This window comes from Neobacillus rhizophilus (genome assembly GCF_018343535.1).
GTDB lineage: Bacteria > Bacillota > Bacilli > Bacillales > Cytobacillaceae > Neobacillus > Neobacillus rhizophilus.
The window spans coordinates 709,143-733,468 of record NZ_JAGYPF010000004.1 but is presented as its reverse complement, the minus strand read 5'-3'; the positions used below and the strand labels follow the sequence as shown (position 1 = coordinate 733,468).

Genomic DNA, 24,326 nt, shown 5'->3' with positions numbered 1-24,326 from the left:
TCAACTGCCCGTTACTGAATAATAAAAAAGCGTTTTTTTATTGAAGATTTGCACCCGTTCAATAAGGCGAATTCAATACTCCTCTTCGGTATCAAATAAATAACTAATAAACTCTTCGTGTAATGCGGTTTCTCTTTGAAGTGACTCCCTCGTGTCTCTATCCCCGTATAAATTACACTATTCTTATCCATAGCATCAATTAAAGAAACCTTCATGTTTTTACACAGCCTTTTAGCCTGTTTTACTATATAATCTTGTATTTTTTTTTGAAATTCCTTGTTGTACTAACCTGCCCCCTATTAGTGGAACAAGAAAAAGAGTCGCAACTTCGACTCTTCGTTATTGATTATAAGGTTCCTGTTCAATTCTTTGATGAACTAGCACAGTTTGATGGTAGTTTATATCCAGACTGAACAGCTGGTGAAGTAACTGCTAAAGGCGATCAAGAAGCGGCATAATTACTTTGCTGTAACTAACCTGTTCAGTCCTCATATATGACGACCTTCAAATAGAACTGTACTCGTTCCCACCGGATAAACTTTTTTGTTTCTCCTTTGCTTTCCAAATCAATTCTGGAATTAATGGAAGATTATGAAGCGAAACACCAGCTGCTAAGGACAACGCATTCCCTAGTGCCCCAGGCATTCCCATTAAACCTAGTTCTCCTATTCCACGAGCTCCATATGGTGCATCAATCTGTGGATTTTCAACAAAACCAACCAAGTAATTAGGATTCTCTCCATAGCGAAGTGGACGATACGTCCGAAGCTGCGGATTCAAAACCCTCCCTAAATCATCAAAGTAAAATGTTTCTCTTCCAGCGAATGCCAGCCCCATACTCATTGCTCCCATAACCTGACCTAATGCGGTTTTTTCATTCAACACCCGGCCAGCATCCACCACCGCTGCAGCATTAACCAATCTATACGTATAATCTTTACGATCAAATTCTACCTCTACACCATAAGCCGCAACAGACCACTCTGGACCGGGTTTCCCAGCTCCAGTTTCGGGATCCAAAGATGTTATATGACGTAAAATATATTTTCCTCTGCCAATGATTTGACCACCTATAGCGTTACCATTTGGATACTTATATCCATAACCAATTTCTTTAAAATCGAGACCAATGGATGGATCATCCCTCAAAAACACCCGGCTATTTGCCACTTCCAAATCTTCTTTCGGTGCTCTTAGCACACATGAGGCCACTTCTTTTAATTGGTTAATCACATCTTCTGCGGCATTTAAGGTAGCCCTGCCTGCCATAAATGTTCCCCTGCTGGCAACGGTCTTCCAATGTTCTGGCATGGTCTGGGTATCAATTTCCATTCTGACATGAATTTTATCGACATCCATTTTGAGTCTCTCGGCGAGAATTTGAGCAAGCACAGTCTTAGTTCCAGTTCCAATTTCGATAAGGCCTGACATTAAATTGATACTACCATCTCGATTAAAGGTTAAAGTAACACCGGAGGGAGCGTTGGCATCAATCGTTGACGTTTTCCAACTGCAGCTCACGCCTTTTACTCTAACAAAACGTTCATCTATCTCTTTAACCGGCCCTTCGTCCCATTTCATTAAATGTTTTACTTTCTCAATACAATGTGGTAAATCCCCTAAATTGCTTTTATTTAAAGGAACCCTTGTCGGTGTTGTATTTCCTGGCCTAATGGCATTTAAAAACCTAAGTTCCAGCGGATCCATCTGCAGTTTTTGTGAGAGTAAATCCATTGTTCTTTCAATCACAAACGTAAGCTCGGAATGTGAAAATCCTCTGTAAGGGGAGGCATACGGATGGTTGGTATACATACAGTATGAATCACACCATACATTCTCCACATTGTAGGGTCCTGTGCAATCGACCGCCCCAGATCTCGTTACATCAATTGCTTTATCCGAATAAGCTCCCCCATCCCACAAAAAAAGGATTTCCATAACTTTAATTTTTCCGTTACGGTCAGCCCCAATTTTAACAGTTGCATCTAAACCAATGTGACATGGAGATGTAATGATATCTTCTTCACGCGTATTAAAAACCTTTACGGATCGGCCACCAACAGCCTTCGATGCTAAGTACGCTAGTATTTCAAGCTGAACGGGCGCTTTTCCACCGTAGCCTCCTCCAACAAACGGCGTGTGAACAACAATTTTCCCTATATCTTCACCAAGGTATTCCGAAATCAGCGTTTTGACCATATAAGGTGCCTGAGATGAGGTCATTATATTGATTGTTCCATCTCGTGAAATCTCACAAGTTGAACATCTTGTTTCCATTGCGGCATGATCTGATGGGGCAAAGGAATAGCTTGCTTCTACTGTTACCTCACTCTCAGACCAACCTTGTTCCATATTGCCCTTGCGAATTTTTATATGGTTTGCAATATTTGTTCCCGGGACCGGGCTTGAATCTTCCTCCTTTTTGTATTCACCTAACCTTTCATGAACGAGAGAAGTATTCCTTTGGAATGCCTGTGTAGGTGAATTTACCACAGGTAATAATTCATATTGCACCTTCACAAGGTCAGCGGCTTTCTTTGCCTGTGCAGGATTATCAGCAACAACTAAGGCAACAACTTCACCGTGATAACGGACCTTATCGACAGCAATCGGCGGGCGGTCGCGAATAGCCTCACCTGTGAGTGGAAAATGGTCTCCTGTGATAATTGCCCTAACTCCCGGTATTTTTTGTGCTTCTGTCGTGTCAATCGCAGTGATCCTAGCGTGCCCATATGGACTGATGATCTTGGTACAAGAGAGCATCCCGACTGACTGGTAATCATCTGTGTATTTCGCATCTCCTGTCACTTTATCCCAAGCGTCTTTACGAATGATTCCTTTTCCAATTACATCCAAGCCAATCCCTCCTAACCGTCGGTTTTCATGAACCTTTCCAATTAAATTAATATTCGTGTAAATTAAGATAAATACACTACGTTGAAATAACCCAAATATTTAATGATACCCGCTAAAAAAATCGTGCTTATTCAAGAAAACTGCCCCTTTAGGACAATAAAAAATGGTATCCTTTGATATTTCATAACATAGTGTCCCTCTTATTGAGCTAACCTGCTTCTTTAGTGCAGTAAGAAAAAAGAGCTGTAGATCAATTCATCGATCTTCAACTCTTGCGCGATTTATCTCCTTAACGCTCTTCTGACCTTCCTTGCAAAAACTAATGGATCATCAACAGATTCGATATTAACGTAAATCAAATTCGGATTATCAAAAAGCCACTCATTGTGTATTGATGAAACTATTATCCCTTGTTTAAGAATGGAAGCAACAAAATTCTCAACTTCTTTTTGCAAGAGTGCTACCCTACCTAGGCACAATGCTCGTCCAGTCTGATTATTTCTTGATTCAAATGAGAAAGAAGAGGTTACTCTGAAACGTTTTCCTAAAATTATTACTTTTATGTCATTTCGATTTATGGTTGCTACGCATTTTCCACCTGCAAAACCCTCTTGTCCGCCGATAATTCTAGCAAACTCTTGACAAATTAATTCATCATTAGACAATGCTATTCATCTCCTCCCTGGTATTACGAGGATATGAATAAATAAATAAATCTGAAACGGACATACATCTATTTTGAAATAAAAAATTAAGATATTCAACGAACGCACCCAGTTAGCTTAAGTACATTCCTTTACAATCTCTATTATATTTCAAGTGTGTTCCTCCATAATCTGGCCCTTAACATAAAAAAGAGCACAATTCTTGCTACAGAATTGCGCCCGATTACGGAATAAAAAGTTTAAATTTATTAAACAGTATGTTCGATCTACGACACAACAACTTTTTCTTATACTATGGCATGTTAAAGCTTAATGTTGATTTTTTACTAAAGGAAACCCACCAAATCCTTGTTGAGGAATTATCACTTACACCCATGATAATTCTGTATCTGAAATAGCTACAACCTTTTTCATGCATGTTTCTGGAATATCAAACAGTTGTGGATTGAAGAGGGCAGCTAGTAACTCAATTCCGTCTACCAATGTGGTACTTGGCCTTGTAAAGTAATCTGCATCTGCAAGATAGACTGCTTTGTTTTTTACTGCAGTCAATTCGCTCCACCCCGGTTTACTTGTTAGCTGATCGATTTCCTGTATCGATCGTTCCACCTGAAAACCACAAGGTGCAATAACCAATACTTCTGGATCATATTGTCGTACTTTTTCCCAAGGAGTCACTACAGAGTAACCTGCAGGATTTGACAACATATCCACTCCACCCGCCAAAGAGATTTGGTCAGGAATCCAATGCCCACAATTATAAATGGGATCTAACCATTCCATAATCATCACTCTTTTTGGTTCTGCTTGATGTTCACGAAGTTTGTCAGTAATTGCATGTACTCTCTTTTGTAAGGATGCTAAGTAATCAAGCCCAATCTTTTCTTCTCCAAGCTCCGTTGCAATGGTTAGAGCATTCTGATAAACATCCCGTAGCCTTCGCGGTATTAATGGTACCACTTTTGGTTGCTTTTTAAGGGATCCAATGGCTCTTTGAACAACAGAGGTACTAATTTGACATACGTCACATACATCTTGAGTAAACACAAGATCAGGTGCTATTTCTGATAATAATTCCATATCAACATAATATAAACTTTTTCCCATATTTGATGATTCTGTTACAAAAGTTTCAATTTCTGGACTTGAAAGATTACGTCCCTCGAGATGGGTACGTACAACTTTTGGTTTATCCGATGGACATTCAAATGTGACTCCATTCAGATATCTTTCTAGTCCCATTTCATAAATCATATTTGTAGCGGCGGGCAAAAACGAGCAAACCTTCATTTTAATAGCCTCCTCAAGTTAAATTCTATTAATATTTTGTTTTCAATTTTTTCCAATCGGACGTTTCTTCAGCAATTGATTTCTTATCTAATATATAATCGAGTGAAGTTAAAAATGTGGGAATTTTCACCATTCTACTATGTTCATTCCAAACACTCTGATTTTTCAACTAACCTGCGAGTTGATTTAAGTACCCCTTCAGAATCTCATTTGTATTTTAACATAAATATCCAGTTTTATTAAAGGAAGTTATTCAATAAAATTGCCCTATACATAAAGAAAGAGCACAATTTTTACTGCAGAATTGTGCCCTTTCATGAAATAAACAATTATTAACCAAATTTTTAATATATGGTGTTATATAACTTCAGTTAAACCTTCAGGTAATCTACATCCACGAGACAACTTTTTTGCAAAAGTATTGTCAAAAAAAGAAGGCATTAAAAAGGGGCTAACTTTACCTGTAGATTAGTAATTAAAACAGGTAGATATCTATCTAATACCAACACTTCAAATTTAAACTCTTTTAAATCAGCTTCTTATAATGCTTTAGAAATATCAATAAATCCTTCTCCGAACACATCACGAACATCGTGTATAGCGATGAAAGCATTCGGATCAGTAGATTGAACAATTCGTTTCAACTTTATTACTTCTTGCTTACTAATAACAATATAAAGAATTTCCTTTGGGGTTTTTGTGTAATAACCATGACCAGAGTATACGGTTACCCCTCTGTCCATAGATGTAGTCACCTGTTTGGCAATGTCATTCGGTTTATCAGAAATAATCGTAATGGCCTTCTTCGGATTCAAACCTTCGATTACAAATTCCATCACTTTCGTTCCTACATATAGCATAATAATTGTCAGCATCAGCTTTTCTGCACCAATGATAAAATAAGATGAAAATGCAACGATTAAATCAAAAAACAATAGACCATAGCTAATACTCCATCCTAAAAAATTATGTGTAATCCTTGCTAAGATGGTAGTACCTGCTGTTGTTCCGCCAACCCGAATAATTAAGCCAATCCCAGCCCCAATAATGATACCTCCAAAAATGGCATTCACCATCAATTCATCAGAAGCAATATTCCAGCCCTCTGTCAGATGAAGAAAAAGCGAATTAAAAACCACTGCAATAATGGTATAAATCGTTGTTACCTTATTCAAAAATTTATAACCAATAATTAACAAAAACGTATTCAGAATTAAGTTAACTAAACCTGGTGACCACTCAAATAAATAGTAGGTAATAATTGTGATACCAGTTACCCCGCCTTCCCCAAGCTCGTTCGGAATAACAAATACATTAACACCTATTGCAAAAAGAAAGGCACCAATAATGATAAAAATGATGTCTGTGGTTGTTTTTTTCATACTCTACCTCACTGCTTTTAAAAAAATTTATTCAGGCACAAAACTCTCACCATTATATCGTGGAACATTTAAATCGTACAATAGTCTGTTATTTATTAGGAGTAAAGTTCAGGGGGAGAGTCTACTAGCCTCCTTACCTTTGCTTATAGGGGTCCTGCCACAAATACGTATTTTTTACAACGTTGAGGAAATCCAAATAAAAAAGGGCATTTCTCCTTCTTGGAGAAATACCCACTTTTTATTGCTTCAGGACCAAAAAAATCTTTTATCTTTGTAAAAGTGATAAAAATTCAGCCCTTGCGTCAGATTGATGGGCAAAAACCCCTCGAACCGAGGATGTCGTTGTAGAAGCACTGGATTTCTTTACCCCTCTTCCACACATACACATATGCTTGGCTTCAATGATCACCATCGTTCCTTTTGGACGAAGAACCTCCTCTATTGCCTCAGCTATCTGGTTCGTCAGGCGTTCCTGTACCTGAAATCTCTTCGAGTATCCCTCAACTAGTCTTGCCAATTTGGAAAGACCCGTTATTTTTTCATCGGGAATATAACCAACATGTGCCACTCCAAAAAATGGGGCAAAATGGTGCTCACATAAAGAATGAAATTCAATGTCCTTAACCAATATTAATTCCCTATGGTTTACATCAAAGGTTTTCTCCAAATGGGTTTTAGGCTCCTCACGGAATCCTTCCGTATATTCAAGAAAAGCTTTAAGCACCCGATATGGCGTTTCTTGAAGACCATCCCGCTCAGGGTCATCCCCGCATAATGCAATCAGGTCTTTAAATGCCTGCATGATTTTTTCCATTTGAAACGTTTTTTGTTCAATCCCAGTCGAATCATCCTGAAAGACTTCCGGAAATTTTTTAGAAATAATATCTAACTCTTTTATAAACATATTTTCTCCTCACTTGCTAAACTTTTAAAACTAGCCTCTACTTTCTTAATTCTTTTGCTAACAGTAATCCTCTTTCTATCATTTCCGGGAAGTCCGGATGAAGCTTTTTGATGTCATTCAGCTGTTGGAGCAAGATCGTTTTCCATGATGGTAACAAATTTTGATGTTCCAAGAGTTCTATTATTTCTAGACGTAACAGCCAATCTTGTGGAAACTCGACTGACAGCCTATCAAATACTTGATTAAGTCTTTGTTGCATAACGTCTCTGTCGATGCTTGTTTCTCTTAATGCCCTTACTTCACTGTATAGCTTTTCAAGAACTGTTTCTTCCTTAGACTGTAGTGGCTTCTGCTCTAATTCATTCAAATCGCAGAAAAACTGTTCTGAATCTGCTGCACCAGCGAAAACAGAAGTAATCGACTCACCAACCGCTAAATCAAACGTGCCCCAATCTGAAGCAAAAAGGATTTCTTCGTTGAGGGATACCGTACAATTCTCGATGGAAATCACCACGAGCTTGTCCTTAACTCGAAGGAATTTCTGTGGAGTACCTCTCACGGTCACTCCGCTTTCATATTTAAGGACACATTCTTTTCCAATTTCAATTCCGTTCATTTTCAGTACATCGTCGGTCATCTCATCTAGAGGTTGAGAAAGTGCCCTTATTTTTCCAATCGGTGCACCGAAGCCCTCACCATGTCTTACCCTTCCGTGCTCCGGAAGTTCTTGATTATTAAAGGCTAACGCGGAAGGTCCTTCAGTTCGAATATAAATCGCTTCACCTTTCGCATCTTTTATAATAGTGTTTAAAGTTCCTGTAAGTTGAAGGCCGGAATCAAATTCCATGGTGGTAGTATTCCTAGACCGAAGTGCCTTTTCCAAGCTTTCTGTTCCACCTTTTTTGAATGCCATGGTTTCTGCAAATTCCTTGACTGCGTCAATTAATTGCTCAAAGCTTTCACATACAAATAATTGCGGCTGGGGTTTTGTGATATCAAAGCCCGTTTCAATCACTCGTTGCAAATCAAACGGGATTTTTTCAACCGACTCCGTTAAACTGCTTCTCCCTTCTGCCACAGAAGAAAGCAAACCCGCACCGTATATTTTAGGTTCATCAATACTTCCAATTAAACCGTATTCAACCGTCCACCAGTATAGTCTTGAAATTTTTTCTGCCTCTGATAGTCCGGTAACACTAGCTTGTTTTTCCTCAAACAGGACTTTTGCTGCCACAATCTCTTCCTCTGTCGCTGTACCTGATTCTAACAAGTTGGAATAAGCTCTTGTCGCTTCAAATAATTCATGTTCTTCACCTGTGGCAAGGGCTTTTGAACCAATGTGTCCAAATAATTTTACATATTGCGAGAATTTCTCATCAACCAGTATGGGAGCATGTCCTGCCGCTTCATGAATAATATCAGGAGCTGGGGTATATTGGATGTTCTCCAGCTTCCGAATATCTGACGCGATCGGTAGAATCCCATTTGCCTGAAAGTCGAAGAATACGACACCTGGAATGAAACCGTCAATATTGGACGCTCTCCATCCGAATGGTGATAGGGCTTCATTCATATCATGAACATTCGGTATTTTTTCTATTGAAATACCCGAGGATTTCAATCCCCCTGTGTATGCAGGATGGGCAGAATTTTTTAAAAAATAATGGTTTTGCCTCATCACATAACGCCAAACTGCCTGATCAATGGCTGTATATTTTTCGTACTGCTGGTTCACAACATATTTTTGTAAGTGCTTCGGAATTCTTGCTGATGTTTTTTCCATTTGTTATTCCTCTCCTTTAAAAAATAAAAAAGAGAGTCCTCACGTCCCCACAAGGGACGAAGAAACTCTCCGCGGTACCACCCTTTTTGACCCGCATAATTTCACAAACAGGTCCACTTAAAAGAATTAGCCTTTTTGGTTGCATGTGTATTTCATAAGACTTCTAACCTGGACTTTCACCACCTGTCCAGTCTCTATTTGCTGATAGAAGGTACTACTAGAATGCTAGGCTGATATAATTTTACTAACACACTTAAACGCTAAAACGCTTTTAAGTATTAAAGTGTATTTATAAAATACAAGGATTTTTACTTCTTGTCAAATGGTTTTTTGTATTTTTTAATTCCTGTTATTAATTTTTGAATTAATCCCCTCCTATCCTATTGAGTACACCGGAAAGTCTTAATAAAAGTTTGCTTTCGATAAAACTCAATCCAACTGAAAAAAATTAGGACCTTGGGGAAGGTCCAGACTCATTTCAAGGTGATATCTTTCAAAAAGGATACAATTTATGAGCCATGAGAACCGTCCCCACGGTGCTATTTTAATTTAATGCCAATAAATTTCAGTTCCGTCATTTCTTCTATAGCATATTTAATTCCTTCTCTGCCTATACCACTTTGTTTTACACCTCCGTAAGGGATATTATCCTGCCGGTAGGTAGAAATATCGTTAATCCAAACACCGCCTATTTCTAATTGGTCTGCTACCCGGATTGCCCGGTCAATATCCTGGGTGAAAACACCAGCTTGCAAACCGTAAATGGAGTCATTAGCATATCCGATAACTTCCTCTTCTGTATCAAACGGAATAACTGATACAATCGGAGCAAAAACCTCTTCTGCGATGATTTTCATATTACGATCGACATCAGTCATGATGGTTGGAGAAAGAATGGTCCCATTTTGTTCACCGCCCACTTCTATTTTCGCACCATTTTTGACCGCGTCTTCAATCCAAAGCTTAGCCCGCTCTGCTTCTTTCTCAGTGATCATGGGCCCGATATCTGTGGCTTCCACCATTGGATCTCCAATTTTCAAAGCCCTAGTTTCTTTAATGAACTGTTCCAAAAATGGCTGATAAACATTTTTTTGTACAAAGATTCGTTGAGCATGGATACAAACTTGTCCTGAAAAAGAAAATGCTCCAACCACTAATCTTTTTACAGCCGTTTCTATGTCTCCATCTTCGAAAATGATATTAGGGGAATTGGAGCCTAATTCAAGGGTTACTTTTTTAAAGCCGGCAGTTTCACGAATTTTCTTTCCGACTGCTAAGCTTCCTGTAAACGAAACTTTATGGACTTTTTCATGTGTGACAAGTGGTGCCCCTACCGCTCCCGTTCCCATTAACAAATTTAAAGCACCATCCGGAAGGCCTGCTTCCTGAAATAACTTGACTAATTTATAACCCGACACAGGTGTTTTCTCGGCAGGTTTGAACACAATCGTATTACCTGCAGCAATTGCTGGTGCAATTTTATGCAATGACAAATTCAGCGGAAAGTTAAAGGGTGTGATGGCTCCCACCACACCTAATGGGATTCGTTTCACAAGCCCCATTCGATTTTCGCCGCCAATGGCTGCATCCATTGGCAGGACTTCTCCTGTAATATTTTTGGCAAGTTCAGAAGCAAACCGTAGGACTTGAACGGAACGATTGATCTCATCTCTGCTATATTTGATTGGTTTACCAGCCTCTTGGACAATTGTGTCTGTAAAATCTTCCTGCTTTTCCTCTAATAGGTCGGCTGCTTTTCGCAAAATGTCACTCCGTTGATAAGCAGGCATCGTCTTCATCGTAGAATGAAAAGTTTCAAAGGCATTTTCTACTGCTTCATTCAGATCAGTTTTTGTCGCTAAAGCCAATTCCGCTACAATTTCTTGGTTGTAGGGATTTTTTACTTCAAGAGTTTCCCGATTAGGTTCATTTCTCTCTTGACCATTGATAATCGAGCCGAGCCGCATGTTGATCCTTCCTTTCTTAGCATTGAAGATGACTTAATTTCTCCGTTAATTTCATGTTTTCACTATAATCAACTGGGCAATCAATAAAGACTGGTTTGTTCATGGCAATGGCTTTTTCTAGTGCAGGCTTAAGTTCCTCTGCATTTTTAATTTGCATTGCTTCAAATCCGTAGGACGAGGCCAGCTGCACAAAGTCAGGATTTCCAAATTTAATATGGGAAGGACGGTTAAACTTTTTCATCTGATGCCATTCGATTAAGCCATACCCTTCATCTCTCCATAATAAAACAATAATTGGGAGATTCAGCCGTTTAGCTGTTTCTAACTCAGCGCCGGTCATTTGAAAAGATCCATCCCCGCAAACAGCGACAACGGTTCGATTCGGCTGGGCAAGTTTCGCTCCTATCGCTCCAGGGACCGCGATCCCCATTGATGCCAAGCCATTAGAAATTAGACAGGTATTCGGTTGATAGGTATGGAACATTCTCCCTATCCATACTTTATGTGCCCCCACATCAGAAACCACAATATCCTCTTCTTTTAAAACAGCTCTTAGATCGGAAATAATTTTCTGAGGTTTGAGCGGGAAGCTTGTATCATCACGAAATTGCTGCAGCTCAGCGAGTGCCTTATTCCTAACGTTCAATACCCATGTATTATTCCTTTCTTTTTGGGAAAGAACCATATGTATCTTATCTAAATTCCGTTTGATATCTCCTACTACATTTAGTTTTACTGGATAATTTTGATCGGTCTCTGCTTCTTCTGTATCAATGTGTAAAATGGAGGTGGTACCATTAGGATTCCATTTAGATGGAGCATATTCTGAAATATCAAAACCAATCGCGATAATTAAATCGGAGTGATTAAATCCACAAGTAATGTAATCATTCCCGCCAATGCCTGCTGTAAATAAACTTAAGTCATGGGTCCAGGGAAGAGCTCCTTTTCCCATGAAAGTATGGACGACAGGAATATTGGCCTTTTCCACTAGAGCCCTTAATTGTTCAGCAGCATTTCCTCTCGTTATTCCGTTACCAGCTAAAATGATAGGGTGCTCAGCTTGTTCAATAAGTTGGGCTGCCTCTTTAATTACCTGATCCCCTGCTTCAGTTAAAGTATGGACTGTTCCCTTTAATGGAGTTCCCTGAACTTCCATTCCAGCAACATCATTAGGGAGATCGATGTGGACAGCCCCTGGTTTATCCTGAGTCGATACTTGAAATGCCTTACGAACTGCCTCAGGTATGATTTCTCCCTTTTTTATTTGTGCATTCCATTTTGTTACAGGTTCATAGATATGAATTAAATCATAATATTGATGACTAATTTTATGCTGCCGGTCTAAACTAGCTTGGCCTGTTATTGCAACAGTTGGATTCAAATCCATGTTGGCATTTGCGACACCTGTTAAAAGGTTTGTTGCGCCTGGCCCTAATGTTGCTAAGCACACACCAGGTTTTCCCGTTAACCTTCCGTAGGTCCCTGCCATAAAAGCAGCACTCGTTTCATGTCGGGTTACGATAAAGTTAATCGTTGAATCCAGTAGAGCATCCATAAGATCGATATTTTCCTCACCTGGTATCCCAAAGATATATTCTACGCCCTCTTTCTCTAAACACTTAACTAATAATTCAGCTGCCTTCACTATTAAACACCCTTTACAATGGATTGATACACTACTTCTAATGAATAAACATGATTTCTTTCGTCTTTGTAAACGATATGTTCAGGTTTAAAATGCACTGGTGAATCTAATCCAGCTGCTGCAGCCAGACGGAACAGCCCTTTTCGCATATAAATTAAATATTGGCCGTACGATCCTTTTTCTCATCCATTACAAGAGCCTTTTGTAAATCGGGATCCGGTTGTTGCTACCCCGACTGGACAAGCATTTGAATGGCCTTTTAAGGCTTGGATATAACCTACTGTGTATTTTTTGTATAGTTGTTCATGTAAAGCCACCTTAATTTAAAACAAATTGTTCACCATAGTTTTCCACAAATTTATTTCCTTATCCTAACCTCTAACTAACACTTACCTCCCGTTAGTGAAACAAGAAAAGCTGCCAAAATGACTGTCTAGATCTTTAACTCTTGCACCCTTTTAAGTATATTTTCTTCACAATCTTCCGCTAAGCCCCCTCATTTACTCATATCTTTTTTTATTATTTTTGTTTTAAATTTCCAAACGAAAACTTTATTCAAGATGAAGAACTTTTTCTCACATGAATTTCACCAGATTAATAATCACAAAATAGGCGTAAAGAACTTTATTGAAGGAGAATCTTAATGAGAAAAATTCTACAATGTTTTTTTCTGTTTTCATTTATTGTCAATCTTAATCTTTATTGTTTTAATCAAAACGTAGTTGCAGCACAAATCAAACCTCTTCCAACACCTGGTATGAAGGTCTCTCCAAAGAATACTGCTTTGGTGATTACAGATCCTCAAAATGACTTTTTAAGTCCAAAAGGTGTGGCATGGAATTTAGTCAAAGACAGTGTTGCTAAAAATCATACGATTGAAAACATTGATTTATTATTCAAAACAGCAAAGGAAAATAATTTCAAAGTGTTTGTGTCCCCTCATTACTATTATCCATATGATTTAAAATGGGTGTTTGGGGGAGCTATGGAACATTCAATGCACGAACTTAAAATGTATCAACGAAAAGGTCCATTATCGCTTGAAGGCTTTAAAGGCTCTGGTGCTGACTTTCTTGATAGATATAAGCCATATATTGAAGATGGCCAAACTGTAATCACAAGTCCTCACAAAATTTATGGACCCGAAGCCAATGATTTGGTTTTGCAACTGCGAAAACAAAGAATTACCCGCGTCATTCTTGCAGGTATGTCTGGGAATCTTTGCGTTGAATCCCATATGCGTGAACTAATTGAACAAGGCTTTGAAGTGTCAGTGGTTCACGACGCAACAGCAGCAGCAAAAATAAATAATTTAGATGGAGATATGGCTGCAAAAATAAATTTTCGTATGATTGCCAGTGCCTCATGGTCTACAAATGAGACTATAGATAAAATGAAATCAAGTCAGAAATAAAAGCCTCGAGTTTGGAGGCTTTTTTTGATAGATGATAATTGCAAATAATAATCACATAAAAGATGTACTTGTTGTTAATCGTCCGAATACTTGCTTATTCGCAGGATATCATATCCCTTTAAATAGGTTTAACGGATAAAAGAAATGATTTCAGATCATTATGACTTCGTAAAGGCATAGTAAACAAAAGGAGTGAACTTCTACTCCATATTTACCATTTAATGTACATGCTCCACGCCGCCCCTAGAGGCTTTCTCTCCCATGTCTCAACGGGTCTTTTGCCCTTACATTCCTTCGTCATGCCTATTCCAAGGGGGGGAGGCCAGTTATGCTAACCTGATGGGTCAGTGCCTTGAATGGAAGAAACCTGGTACTCCGTACATATATGAAATCCTACGAATAAGCCAACGATATAAACAATTTGTTATATCCTAAATGGGAACGAATCTCAGATTCTATAAGTTATTAAGATGCCAATGGTGTTAGTGGTTAAATTTTATCAGAGCAATAGGACTCATTTCGTTTCGAAATATCTACAAAAATTCTTGCCATCTTGCCAATTTACTTCATAATTAATTTCATTTTCTTCATTTTTTTGACTTTGACGTTATGAGAATGTAAAACTTGAAATTCTGGATTATTCATCACAAGGCTCATAGTCGATAAGTAAAGGAATCTCCTTAGTCTAGATCGTCCACGCTTAGAAATCAAAATTTGGTCTTTCCACCTAGCTGTACTAGTTTCAGCTAAATGCAACCCTGCATGGCGAAGAAGAGAATTACCGTGAGAAAATTGAATTAACTCCCACGCCTCACCTAATATACCAGCTAAAGTAAGCTAGGATATATTTCCCAATTGAGCTTTATGACTGTTAAACATTTGAGGTGAAATTGCATAAAGATTTCCCGTTAATACAAAAAAATAACTTGCCGCACATCTACAAATACATACTATTTCCTTTAAAAGAAGCAACTAATATTAATTACAATTGTCCCTAAAAAGTAAAACGGCTACCAAAAACTCAGAGGTACGAACTAATATGGACACTCACATATAGGTGATGTTTGTAATACATTTAAAATAAGACTTTTGTCAAAGTTAATAGGCTTTGGAGAGGAATGATGAAATGTCCGCAAAAAATACCTTCGATTATATTGTAATAGGTGCGGGAACTGCTGGTGGGGTAATTGCAAAGAAATTATCGGATGATATAACAAACTCTGTAATTGTCCTGGAACCAGGAACAAATATGGTTAAAGAACTTAGCAGTCCTTCTGGGGCAGTATCAGGAATATTGGCTTCTGATAATAGGCATTCCTTTAATATGCTTACAAATGCAGAGCCAAGTATTGGGAATCAGCAGCTTAGAATATCAAGCGGAAGAACAATCGGAGGAAGCTCCGAGCATAATGCCATGTATGCTGTACGGGGAAGCAGTGAACTTTATGATGAATGGGCACAAATGGTTGGATCTCAATGGAGTTATAATAATGTCAGTTCTTTATTCATAAAAAATGAAACTTATACAGGAAAGACGCAGGAACCCGAAGAACGCGGAAGAAAAGGCCCTATTTTTGTCAGACAGCAAAACATTCCCGAGGATGGGCTTACCTATACGCTAGCAAAAGCTGCATCAGATGTATTAAATATTCCCATTGTCGAGGATTACAATACTGGTATAAGGGATTGTACATTTTTTAAATCACAATTTTTAAATAAGGAAGTGAATGGACAATTCGTTCGTTCATCCACTGCCACTGGATATTTAAATAGACAAATTGTCACACAAGGAAATGAGTTCCATCCAGATGAAGATGGGGTTGGCCGCAGAAATTTAGTTATTTTGGCTAAAACAACCGTGAATAAAATTCTATTTGAAGAGGATGGAGGAATTCAAATTGCCGTAGGTGTTGAATTTGTCCGAAACGGTATATCAAATAGAGTATATGCTAAAAAGGGGATTATTGTTAGTGCAGGCAATTTTTCGTCTGTTATATTACAACGTTCTGGAATAGGGAGCCCTGATGATCTGGCTAAAGCAGGTATTAAAACACTTATAAACAGCCCCAATGTGGGGCATAACTTTCAAGCCCATTTTACGACGGGAATGGGAGTAGAAGTTAAAACTGAGTTGATTTTAGATCTTATGACTGCAGACCCAGACAATCCATTTCCACTGGGTGCTTTTAAAGGAGACGGCAGAAGTGAAGGCCGACGCCTACAAATATATGGATCCCCAACACCAACGTTTCTCCCTACTCAAGATGTACTGGCTAATAACTGGGCTTTTGATCCTAAAAAGAAGAGCAATATTATGAGCATTGGACTTTTTGACCTAAACCCAAAAAGCAGGGGTACTATATTGGCTGCACACAGCGATCCTGAAGCTTATCCTTCCATCGACCTTAATCCGCTTGGAGACCCTGATGACCTGGCTTTCATGGTTGATCAATATATTCAGTCATATCACATTATGAAGAAAGCACGTAAAATCGACCCTGAAGGCATTTACAAAGTGGTATACCCACCTGAAAAAATCTTTGAGATAAGCAATAAGGAAGAACAACGTAAAAAATTAGAAAGTTACGTTAGGGCTTCATATCGCAATATCTTTCACTTTGGAGGTCAATGCAAGATGGGCAGAAGTATTCGTGACGGCGTTGTAGATGGATATCTAAATGTTTTTGGCACTAAGAACCTGAAAGTCGCCGATCTTTCTATCTCCCCCATTTTACCAGATGGCAACACTACCATACCGGCACAAATGATTGGTTTAAATTCTGTTAAATTTATTCAGGACCAAGAATGATTAGATGAAATCTGGTTTAATTTAAGACTAAAATATCTAACAAGAAGTCCATCTGTTTTTAATGATGAAAAAGGATGTTGGTTAGAAATTGACCAACGTCTTTTTTTATCCCATAAATAATTCGAAATATCCTGTGCTTAACAATCTTTGGGTTCAATTTCTCCTAATCACCCTTCCGTTATGAATAACAAAATGCCGCATTGATTCGCAGCAATATCCTGTACAGGTTATTTTTACACTGTGGTGGAAGCACAGCTTTTACCTTGGCGACACAATTCAATAAAAACCGAAATGACAACCTTGTGAAGGTAGTTGTTGTTTTTATTAATGTGAACTATACTGCACGGTTGGTTGTATACCCCTTTTTATATAAATATTGGTTATTTGATAAATTAAGCATCCATCCAATCATATTTAGATGAACACTTATAATTTACTGTAACTTTAAATGAGAGAATGATAATGGTTTACTACATATTTTTGCATCACTACAATCCATGGTATAAACCAACCGTCGTTCCATTTATTCCCCCATCACCGATACCACCAGCTGCTATCACTTATCGAAATTTGAACGAGTATGGTTTAAAATACCCTTTTTAGACTAGACTGCCGTAACAGCAACTAGATCTTGTATGAAAGCCCTCGTTACGGAAATCGCTGCATTGCTCATACTTTTTTCCTCCTTATAAAAAGCGCAGTAAGGCGCTAGATTGCCTATACTCCTCTACTCAGTCTGACTGATAATAAGTATTACTTACTACCAGGTTAAAAATATAACTGAATAGTGAAGGTGACACATTACATTTGCAACCAGCTATTCAGTAGGAATTATCTATTGAATTTACTTTTTTCCAATCGCTTCATGATACTCTGATTCAAATCTTCAAGATACTTGTTAACATAGGTTTTAGCGTTAGCCACCATTTCGTCGGCGAAGGAAGCCAAGTCCTCCCCAGTGACTTGTTTGCGTCGTTATTTTCGATGCTAGGCGAAAATCCACTAGGATTTCGCCGTTAGCCTCGACCAATCGTATCGTTTAACTTCTTGCGATACTTGTCTTTCCAAGTTTGCTCATCCTTCACTAGGTCGTCGCAGAAAGCAGCCACATCCTCGCCTGTAAGGTCAGTGACTTTCTTGCCTTCCGCTGCACCTTCCTCGAAGAGGTCGAGAATGCCGCCAAAGATACGGCTGCTGTCCTTCCAGTTGGTAGGACCACCACCAGCAGTCCACATATATTTTTGGATAGCTTTGTAAGCATTGCAGTACTCACTTGGAAGTGCCTTCGCACGCGCCTCCATCGCCTTCCATTCCCGCTTGTCATCCAGACTTCCGATAATTTTTTCAAAAATACTCATATTAATTCTCCTTTTAATTTTATTTTAGTTTTCAGTTCGTTAATTTTGCTTGAAACGAAATCCCATTTTTTCCAAAAAATTTCAAGCTGCTCTCGACCTGCTGCGTTAAGTGTGTAAAATTTTCTCGGTGGTCCCATAGTGGATGGCTTTTTTTCGATGTCCACCAGATTGTGTTTCTCAAGCCTTATTGTAATTGTATAAACTGTGCCTTCAACTACATCAGTGAAGCCAAGTTCTCGCAGCTGTTGTGTGATTTCATAGCCGTAAGTTTCGCCACGGCTGATGATTTCAAGCACACACCCCTCAAGCACCCCTTTCAGCATTTCTGTGATATTTTCCAATTTTTTACCTCCATTTATATTTTTTTCAGTACTCTGTAACACAGGTATTCAGTGTCACTCACTACTAGTATATAGTATTACCGAATAGTGTCATTTGTCAATAAAACTTTTCGTCAAAAAAGCCCGTTATTTCGGCTTCAAATTTTTTTTATCAAATTTGACAGCTTAGACTTTAGCCAGACATGTGATTATTCTCAAAGTGATCTAAATAATTTAAAAATAATTGGTGAAGGGGTTGATGACCAAGAACTCGCTCATTTTGTGGACTAGATTTACATGTTAAGGTGACCAAGATGATGATTAGTAATACAAACGGTTTCGACTTCGCAAAAAAACAAGCGACTATTTAGTTACAAACGCATTGATAGCAATCAATGTCTTAATATTTTTTGAATAAAAAAAGCCGAAAATATGCAAGAATTAAATAAAGACTTGCATATTTTTCGGTCAATTGATAATTGAGTATTTTTAACAAAAGAACCCGTTTGTTTAAACTACAATGTTTCATAAAGGAAGAGTTAATTGCCACGAAACGCCGAAACGGTCATTTACCCAACCAAACTTTTTACTGAACCCATAATTGTTTAAAGGCATAAGTGCTTGTCCACCTTCAATAAGTTTCTCATAAAGAAAGTCAAGCTCTTCTTCAGTATTACAAGTAATAAAGATTGAGAAAGAAGGTGTAAAGGAGAATTGATGTTTGACAAAACTGTCAATACACATAAATTCTTGGCCTTTCAAGGTAAAAGTAGCCTGCTTGACGGTGCCTTCTGGACCAGCTTCATTAGCCCCATATCTAGCTATGCTTGTAATTTGAGAATCCTCAATGATAGATGTATAAAAATTCATCGCTTCTTCTGCGTTGCTTTCTTGAAACATTAAAAATGGTGTTACCTTTTCCATTTTTATCTACCTCCTAATTATATATATTAAATTATACTATAGTTGATTTTCTTTTTAAAAGGATGTTCCTACTATAAAAGCTAGTTCCTTCTTTACTAGACTCGTAAGCACATAAAAAACCGAGTTAGCCGCAGCCATCCCAACTTTAACATAAGAGCCTGTTACTTAAAGAAGAGAACTTTTTTCCTTTCCTTTCAGCCCAGTGTCCTTAAAAACAATCACCGTTTATTTGAAATTAACTTTTTCAATTTTACAAATCCATTTATAATATGCAATCAAAATTAATAGCAAAAAAGGGTCCTCGATTATTGAATACCAAAACTTCCACAAGAGCATCTATACCTTTTTTTCTTTATGAGGTCGGGTATAGGAAAATCTGGCGCGGATCTCAAATACTTTTTAATTGCAAATAAAAAGGAATATCTGATTATAAGATATTCCTATAATTGATAATTAAAAACGATTTACTTACTCTTTATTTTTAAGATTGATACGTTCCGGAAGTTCGTTATCAGGTATATCCCCCTCGTCCACTCGATCATTTTCTAAATTTTTCCGAACGCTTATTTTATATGGTCCTTCTTGATAAGTGTCTACCCTCCATGATTTGTCACTCATACATTCTACCCCTTTCATCTTATATTTTTATACACGCATAACCAGGGAGTCCTTTTTGTACAACATCCGCCTTCATTCTTTTGCCATATCGGCCAACTGCTTTAGCCCCCCATTCATAATCCCTCATTTCATTATTCTTATTTTTGGAAGAAATATCATTTATAATTAATAAATTAATTTGGTTTATTATGGTAATTATATAAAACTCACTTGAAAGTTTCAAAATAATGGAAATAACAAGAACGAGATTAACTTACAAGTAGAGTAAGAAACTGATTTCAGAGGGATAGCCTTTCGGCTATCTCTTTTACTTTCAGTTCCTCCTCATCAAACCGTACGTGAAGTTTTCCCTCATACGGCTTTCCGACGTTCTTCTTTCTTTGGCTTTACGGAGACTAACTAGCCAATTTCACTAATAAATGACCAATTTCTTTTCGTACGTCTATTAAATTCCCATGTTTCATACGACTATTTCTTTTCTTGTTATAGAATAATGTTAGGCGTTCTAACACATACCAATCAATCCGATTAAGCCATTTCTTTGCATTAAGTGATATGAGATAGTAATTTTTGAAACCTTGTAGTTTCTTGTTTAATCCGATCACCAAGTCATGAATATCCATGTACAATTTTGCCCTTGGCTCAGTGTATGCCTTAATTTTTGCACGCATTTTCTTCATTGCGTTCTTTTTCGGGATGTGTGACATCACAAATAATGTGTAACCGCCTTTCCGACGGATTGGAAACTTCCTATTATGAAATCCTAAGAAGTCAAAACCCTCTATATCATCCCAAAGATGAACCAATCTTGATTTATCTCGATTAATTGAAAGGTCCAGTTTTCCCATTATTGCTTGAATAACTTTAATGCTTTTAAGTGCATGTTGTTTAGTGTTGCACATGATGACGAAGTCATCCGCATACCTGACCAGTTCACCTAAATGATTAAATCGCTTCTCCCAAATTTTATCCATTGTGTTTAAATAGATATTCGCTAACAGCGGGGAGATAACACCACCTTGCGGTGTTCCAGAAATCGGATTTCTAATCTTACCTTCTTCCATGATGCCCGCCTTCAGCCACTTACGAATTAGCTTTAGAACTCTGCGGTCACTGATACGTTGTTCGACCAATTTCATCAATTTATCTTGGTTGATGTTATCAAAATATCCTTGGATATCGACGTCTACTACCCAAAAACATTTCTTACTCGCTTTTCGTATCTTTGCCATGGCTTGATGAGCATTACGTTTAGGACGAAAACCAAATGAGCAATCATGAAAGTCAGCCTCAAAAATAGGTTCAATAACCATCTTAGTAGCCATTTGTGCAACTCTATCTTTAATGGTTGGGATTCCTAATGGACGTTTCTTCCCGTCATCCTTTGGTATGTAGGTTCTTAGGACTGGATTGGGATGATATCTGTTCTCTTTCAACTCTAGGTAGAGTTCGTTCAAGAACTTCTTCTCTCCGTATTCCTCGACGATATTTACAATCGATTGTCCATCTACGCCCCCACTGCCTTTCTTTCGTTTCACACGTTGCCAGGCTTCCCATAGGATATCAGGACGATAAATTTTGTCATATAAAGCATGAAATCTACGGCTAGTGTTTTCCTTGGCACAAAGATATAACGTCTTCCAGAGTTCTTGAGCTTTTACTTTATTGGTGTAGTTAGCCATTTTCTTGGCATTCACTGACTCTTACCTCCTTCCAACATATGAACGAAGTAGGGTATTGGCTTTTGCCGTCCTTCCCTAGACAATGTTATGTTGTCATTGTCATCATTGGTACTATGACCCCCTCCGACTCCCTCTCATCCATTCACCACTTCGTTTACACTTATAGGTTTCTGCTTTACTTTCGTATGAAAGTGACGAGGAGGGTATCCCCAGTTCCGTTAATTACTTTCCTAACATGTCGCTCCCCTTACCCCGAGAGATTCCTTGGTGCTGCTTTCCCAAGTTCTTCACACCTTCCATGGTCTTCGCCCATATACTCAAGGCTCGACTTCTCTTTAGCCACCGACGGTGGGTTCCTTTGACGAGACGGCAGGATTCACTTAATGTTACAACCTGTTAGTTTGCTCGCACTCTGCTAGAGAGTTACTTTGTCACAGGGCTTCAACCTTAGAGTTTCTTCACCAGTTGCCTGTCAGCTACTGAGCGTCTTGGTACTTACTCAGATTGGACTTTCACCAATTAGCAATTAACGGCTTGCTGGGCACGCAATAAAACAAGGAGAGTATTACTCTCCTTGTTACCGAGGTTCCTGTCCGTTTATCGGCGAACCTGTTGAAGTATGTTCATTTACCCAATCAAGAGACACTTTCGAAACAGCTGACCAATTTGGAATTTCGTTGCGATGTTGCTCAACCCAACTCATACAATATTGTGGGTCTATGCTCTTTTCACCACATTGTTCTAAGAAAGACTGGATGTTTTGCTCCGTACAATTTTCCCATGAACCACACGTTTCAGCCCAAATCCGTTCCATTTCCTGCTTGATATCGTTTACCATATTTCATTCCTCCTTGATTAAATCTGACAAAATAAGTTTGTCCAAGGAGAAGAAATATATTTACAGAAGTGCAAGCAAAACAGTTTGATATGATAGTAATGACATATTAAGTTTACTGTCTGCTTATTACTCACTCGTGCGGATTTTTCACTGGCTCAACCAAGACATTGTGTTTGGAGGAGCGGATTACTTGAAAACCTATATATATGTATTCTAATGTATAGATTTGCGAACCAGGAGCTTTCTATTGAGTCGAATTCATCGCGTTTATCTCTTCTAGAATATGATTGGAATAAGTTTGGCAATAGTGCATAACGGCATCAACGACTACTTTGGAAGAATATTCCAAGTAATTGTCCATATAATTCCTATTATCCGGTTCCAGAAATATCCCGATAAACCCAATCAATAAATCGTTGACTAGCTTGGTATGGAAGTAAACACTTTCCGCATAGGCTATATGTTCTTCACTAGTTGAGCCTTTATAGACTAACTCCTTAAACCTAGGCATGTTTTCACCTATGAAATTAGAATCTTTCACTTGGTTAGGAACATTTGCCATGATCGATTGGAAGCTTTCATGCGAAAGAAACTGCTCTTCTTCAATGCACTCCGTTAAAAAAGATATGGCAGTATTAGTATAGGCAGATTGAAGGGTAACATTTACCAATAATGACTCTAAGTACTCTTCAGGAGAACCCACACTGTCTCTTGCTTGTAGTATAATCTTTTTGATTCCTTCTAGCAGCTCCGTTTTATCCCAATTGGGCTCCCTAACAATTGCATTAAAAACATCCGCTGTGTTTTTCGATAGCAATTCTATTGACAATGCTTTCATCCCCTCAAATTAGTATATTTTCGTTAATATTTATTAGCCAAAGGTTTGGCTCGTCCTTTACAACTATGTTTTAGCTTAAAGAACATTTCTGACAATCTCACAAAAATTTTGAAAACATACTTTAATTATAACGTAGACATCAAACGACATAAACTTGAATTTAAAAATAAGTGTGTGGAGTAAATAACTTTTTTATGAAAGTAAACAAGAAGACAGTACCCATTCATAGGATTTTTGAGGCAGTAGAACCGTCCCCACGTTTCATTTCAATGTTATGAAAATCAAATTTAAAAAGCCTAATTTCTCGATATTTTAAGGAGAAGTTAGGCTTTAGTTATTTCGTAAATACTCCAGATTATTAAAAAAGAAGTTATTAAATATCGAAATCTTCTTTGGAAATTAATTTGTCAATATACGTATTAACACATCCACATCTGGCAACCCATACTCTTCATCAATCTCGTCTTGGGTAAGAAGACTGTTGATGATGGTAAAATACCATGACAACATCCTTCGAGGTTCGCCTGGCGAAAATTCACCCGATTCCTGACCTTTAACAAAGATAGGAATTATTGGTTCAATCAGAACATTTGTTGAAACTCCTTCAAAGATCTGTGTGACCTTTTCGGGAACATCCTCAGCCGTGCGGGCACGTTCCATTAACATAAAGGCGTGCATATTGTCCTCATCAAGCATGTGTTTCGTTAATGTTCTAATTTGTTCAAAAGGTGTTCCCGGTAAATACCCAACATTCTCGAGTTCACTTCTTGCTTCTTCCATCAATTCTTGGACAAGAGTGATGAAAAGTTCCTCTTTAGAATTAAAATAGCGGTAAATTAAACCTTCACTAATACTTGCTTCCTTCGCAATCATGCTCGTTTTCGTGCCTGTATATCCTCTGCGTGCAAACATTTTAAGCGCCGCTTGTTTTATTTGTTCCCTGCGTTCGTCACGGATTTGATCAAGCTGCTGCTGTCTGTTTAATGGAGACACCCTTCCAACCTCCGGATCTATAAATGTCATATTCATT

General features: G+C 38.1%; 18 protein-coding genes and 3 pseudogenes. 2 read left to right on the top strand and 19 right to left on the bottom strand.

The annotated features are described in order from the left end of the window. Positions 1–504: 504 nt before the first annotated feature. From KHA99_RS21695 to KHA99_RS30970, 9 genes and pseudogenes are all read right to left on the bottom strand, one after another. Entirely contained in the window at positions 505–2,856 is a 2,352-nt protein-coding gene (locus tag KHA99_RS21695; RefSeq protein ID WP_213119553.1) for a xanthine dehydrogenase family protein molybdopterin-binding subunit, read from the bottom strand. Positions 2,857–3,137: 281 nt separating this feature from the next. Further along, positions 3,138–3,521 carry a DUF1259 domain-containing protein gene (locus KHA99_RS21690; protein WP_249366809.1) on the bottom strand — a complete coding sequence of 128 codons (384 nt, stop codon included), beginning with the start codon at positions 3,519–3,521 and terminating at the stop codon, positions 3,138–3,140. 366 nt (positions 3,522–3,887) lie between these two features. Next, the gene (locus tag KHA99_RS21685; RefSeq protein WP_213119552.1) at positions 3,888–4,811 is read right to left on the bottom strand and encodes an ABC transporter substrate-binding protein; all 924 of its coding nucleotides are present in this window, start codon (positions 4,809–4,811) and stop codon (positions 3,888–3,890) included. Between the two features lie 539 nt (positions 4,812–5,350). Continuing rightward, on the bottom strand, positions 5,351–6,193 hold the full coding sequence (locus KHA99_RS21680) for a YitT family protein (RefSeq protein WP_213119551.1): 843 nt from the start codon (positions 6,191–6,193) through the stop codon (positions 5,351–5,353). Between the two features lie 265 nt (positions 6,194–6,458). Continuing rightward, entirely contained in the window at positions 6,459–7,097 is a 639-nt protein-coding gene (gene folE, locus KHA99_RS21675) for a GTP cyclohydrolase I FolE (RefSeq protein ID WP_213119550.1), read from the bottom strand. Positions 7,098–7,134: 37 nt separating this feature from the next. Next, complete coding sequence (locus tag KHA99_RS21670) at positions 7,135–8,880, bottom strand: aromatic amino acid hydroxylase (protein ID WP_213119549.1); 1,746 nt, start codon at positions 8,878–8,880, stop codon at positions 7,135–7,137. A gap of 539 nt (positions 8,881–9,419) precedes the next feature. Beyond that, entirely contained in the window at positions 9,420–10,847 is a 1,428-nt protein-coding gene (locus tag KHA99_RS21665; protein WP_213119548.1) for an aldehyde dehydrogenase family protein, read from the bottom strand. A 16-nt stretch (positions 10,848–10,863) separates the two neighbouring features. Further along, positions 10,864–12,495: an acetolactate synthase large subunit gene (locus KHA99_RS21660; protein WP_213119547.1), complete on the bottom strand. Its 1,632-nt coding sequence runs from the start codon at positions 12,493–12,495 to the stop codon at positions 10,864–10,866. Positions 12,496–12,497: 2 nt separating this feature from the next. Further along, positions 12,498–12,779, bottom strand: a pseudogene (locus KHA99_RS30970) (glutamate synthase-related protein); the annotation flags it as partial. A gap of 359 nt (positions 12,780–13,138) precedes the next feature. On the opposite strand from KHA99_RS30970, the gene KHA99_RS21655 reads away from it, so the two are divergent. Next, positions 13,139–13,909, top strand: coding sequence for a cysteine hydrolase family protein (locus KHA99_RS21655; RefSeq protein WP_249366808.1), 771 nt, complete (start codon positions 13,139–13,141; stop codon positions 13,907–13,909). 489 nt (positions 13,910–14,398) lie between these two features. On the opposite strand, the pseudogene KHA99_RS21650 reads toward KHA99_RS21655, so the two are convergent. Then, positions 14,399–14,746 (bottom strand): annotated as a pseudogene (locus KHA99_RS21650) (transposase); the annotation flags it as partial. 289 nt (positions 14,747–15,035) lie between these two features. Here KHA99_RS21650 and KHA99_RS21645 point away from each other — a divergent pair. Further along, positions 15,036–16,718 carry a GMC family oxidoreductase gene (locus KHA99_RS21645; RefSeq protein WP_213119546.1) on the top strand — a complete coding sequence of 561 codons (1,683 nt, stop codon included), beginning with the start codon at positions 15,036–15,038 and terminating at the stop codon, positions 16,716–16,718. Between the two features lie 831 nt (positions 16,719–17,549). Here the strand turns inward: KHA99_RS21645 and KHA99_RS21640 are convergent. The 9 genes and pseudogenes from KHA99_RS21640 to KHA99_RS21600 all read right to left on the bottom strand — a co-directional run. After that, positions 17,550–17,681 (bottom strand): annotated as a pseudogene (locus tag KHA99_RS21640) (DUF1048 domain-containing protein); the annotation flags it as partial. A 53-nt stretch (positions 17,682–17,734) separates the two neighbouring features. After that, positions 17,735–18,076 (bottom strand): DUF1048 domain-containing protein, encoded by a 342-nt coding sequence (locus KHA99_RS21635; protein ID WP_213119544.1) that lies wholly within the window; start codon positions 18,074–18,076, stop codon positions 17,735–17,737. Beyond that, positions 18,073–18,417: a PadR family transcriptional regulator gene (locus tag KHA99_RS21630; protein ID WP_213119543.1), complete on the bottom strand. Its 345-nt coding sequence runs from the start codon at positions 18,415–18,417 to the stop codon at positions 18,073–18,075. The genes KHA99_RS21635 and KHA99_RS21630 overlap by 4 nt, the downstream gene beginning before the upstream one ends. A gap of 504 nt (positions 18,418–18,921) precedes the next feature. Continuing rightward, positions 18,922–19,320, bottom strand: coding sequence for a VOC family protein (locus KHA99_RS21625; RefSeq protein WP_213119542.1), 399 nt, complete (start codon positions 19,318–19,320; stop codon positions 18,922–18,924). A 468-nt stretch (positions 19,321–19,788) separates the two neighbouring features. Then, positions 19,789–19,938: a hypothetical protein gene (locus KHA99_RS21620; protein WP_213119541.1), complete on the bottom strand. Its 150-nt coding sequence runs from the start codon at positions 19,936–19,938 to the stop codon at positions 19,789–19,791. Positions 19,939–20,333: 395 nt separating this feature from the next. Continuing rightward, positions 20,334–21,635, bottom strand: a complete 1,302-nt coding sequence (gene ltrA / locus KHA99_RS21615; protein ID WP_213116059.1) for a group II intron reverse transcriptase/maturase — start codon at positions 21,633–21,635, stop codon at positions 20,334–20,336. A 562-nt stretch (positions 21,636–22,197) separates the two neighbouring features. Then, positions 22,198–22,458, bottom strand: a complete 261-nt coding sequence (locus tag KHA99_RS21610; RefSeq protein WP_213119540.1) for a hypothetical protein — start codon at positions 22,456–22,458, stop codon at positions 22,198–22,200. Positions 22,459–22,702: 244 nt separating this feature from the next. Next, positions 22,703–23,287 (bottom strand): hypothetical protein, encoded by a 585-nt coding sequence (locus KHA99_RS21605; RefSeq protein WP_213119539.1) that lies wholly within the window; start codon positions 23,285–23,287, stop codon positions 22,703–22,705. A gap of 408 nt (positions 23,288–23,695) precedes the next feature. After that, positions 23,696–24,289: a TetR/AcrR family transcriptional regulator gene (locus tag KHA99_RS21600; RefSeq protein WP_213119538.1), complete on the bottom strand. Its 594-nt coding sequence runs from the start codon at positions 24,287–24,289 to the stop codon at positions 23,696–23,698. Positions 24,290–24,326: the final 37 nt, after the last annotated feature.

Bases quoted from the DNA above. Each gene is read 5' to 3' on its own strand.
- KHA99_RS21685 (WP_213119552.1), bottom strand. From the start codon at position 4,811: ATGAAGGTTTGCTCGTTTTTGCCCGCCGCTACAAATATGATTTATGAA.
- KHA99_RS21680 (WP_213119551.1), bottom strand. From the start codon at position 6,193: ATGAAAAAAACAACCACAGACATCATTTTTATCATTATTGGTGCCTTT.
- folE (WP_213119550.1), bottom strand. From the start codon at position 7,097: ATGTTTATAAAAGAGTTAGATATTATTTCTAAAAAATTTCCGGAAGTC.
- KHA99_RS21670 (WP_213119549.1), bottom strand. From the start codon at position 8,880: ATGGAAAAAACATCAGCAAGAATTCCGAAGCACTTACAAAAATATGTT.
- KHA99_RS21665 (WP_213119548.1), bottom strand. From the start codon at position 10,847: ATGCGGCTCGGCTCGATTATCAATGGTCAAGAGAGAAATGAACCTAAT.
- KHA99_RS21655 (WP_249366808.1), top strand. From the start codon at position 13,139: ATGAGAAAAATTCTACAATGTTTTTTTCTGTTTTCATTTATTGTCAAT.
- KHA99_RS21645 (WP_213119546.1), top strand. From the start codon at position 15,036: ATGTCCGCAAAAAATACCTTCGATTATATTGTAATAGGTGCGGGAACT.
- KHA99_RS21635 (WP_213119544.1), bottom strand. From the start codon at position 18,076: ATGAGTATTTTTGAAAAAATTATCGGAAGTCTGGATGACAAGCGGGAA.
- KHA99_RS21625 (WP_213119542.1), bottom strand. From the start codon at position 19,320: ATGGAAAAGGTAACACCATTTTTAATGTTTCAAGAAAGCAACGCAGAA.
- KHA99_RS21620 (WP_213119541.1), bottom strand. From the start codon at position 19,938: ATGAGTGACAAATCATGGAGGGTAGACACTTATCAAGAAGGACCATAT.
- KHA99_RS21610 (WP_213119540.1), bottom strand. From the start codon at position 22,458: ATGGTAAACGATATCAAGCAGGAAATGGAACGGATTTGGGCTGAAACG.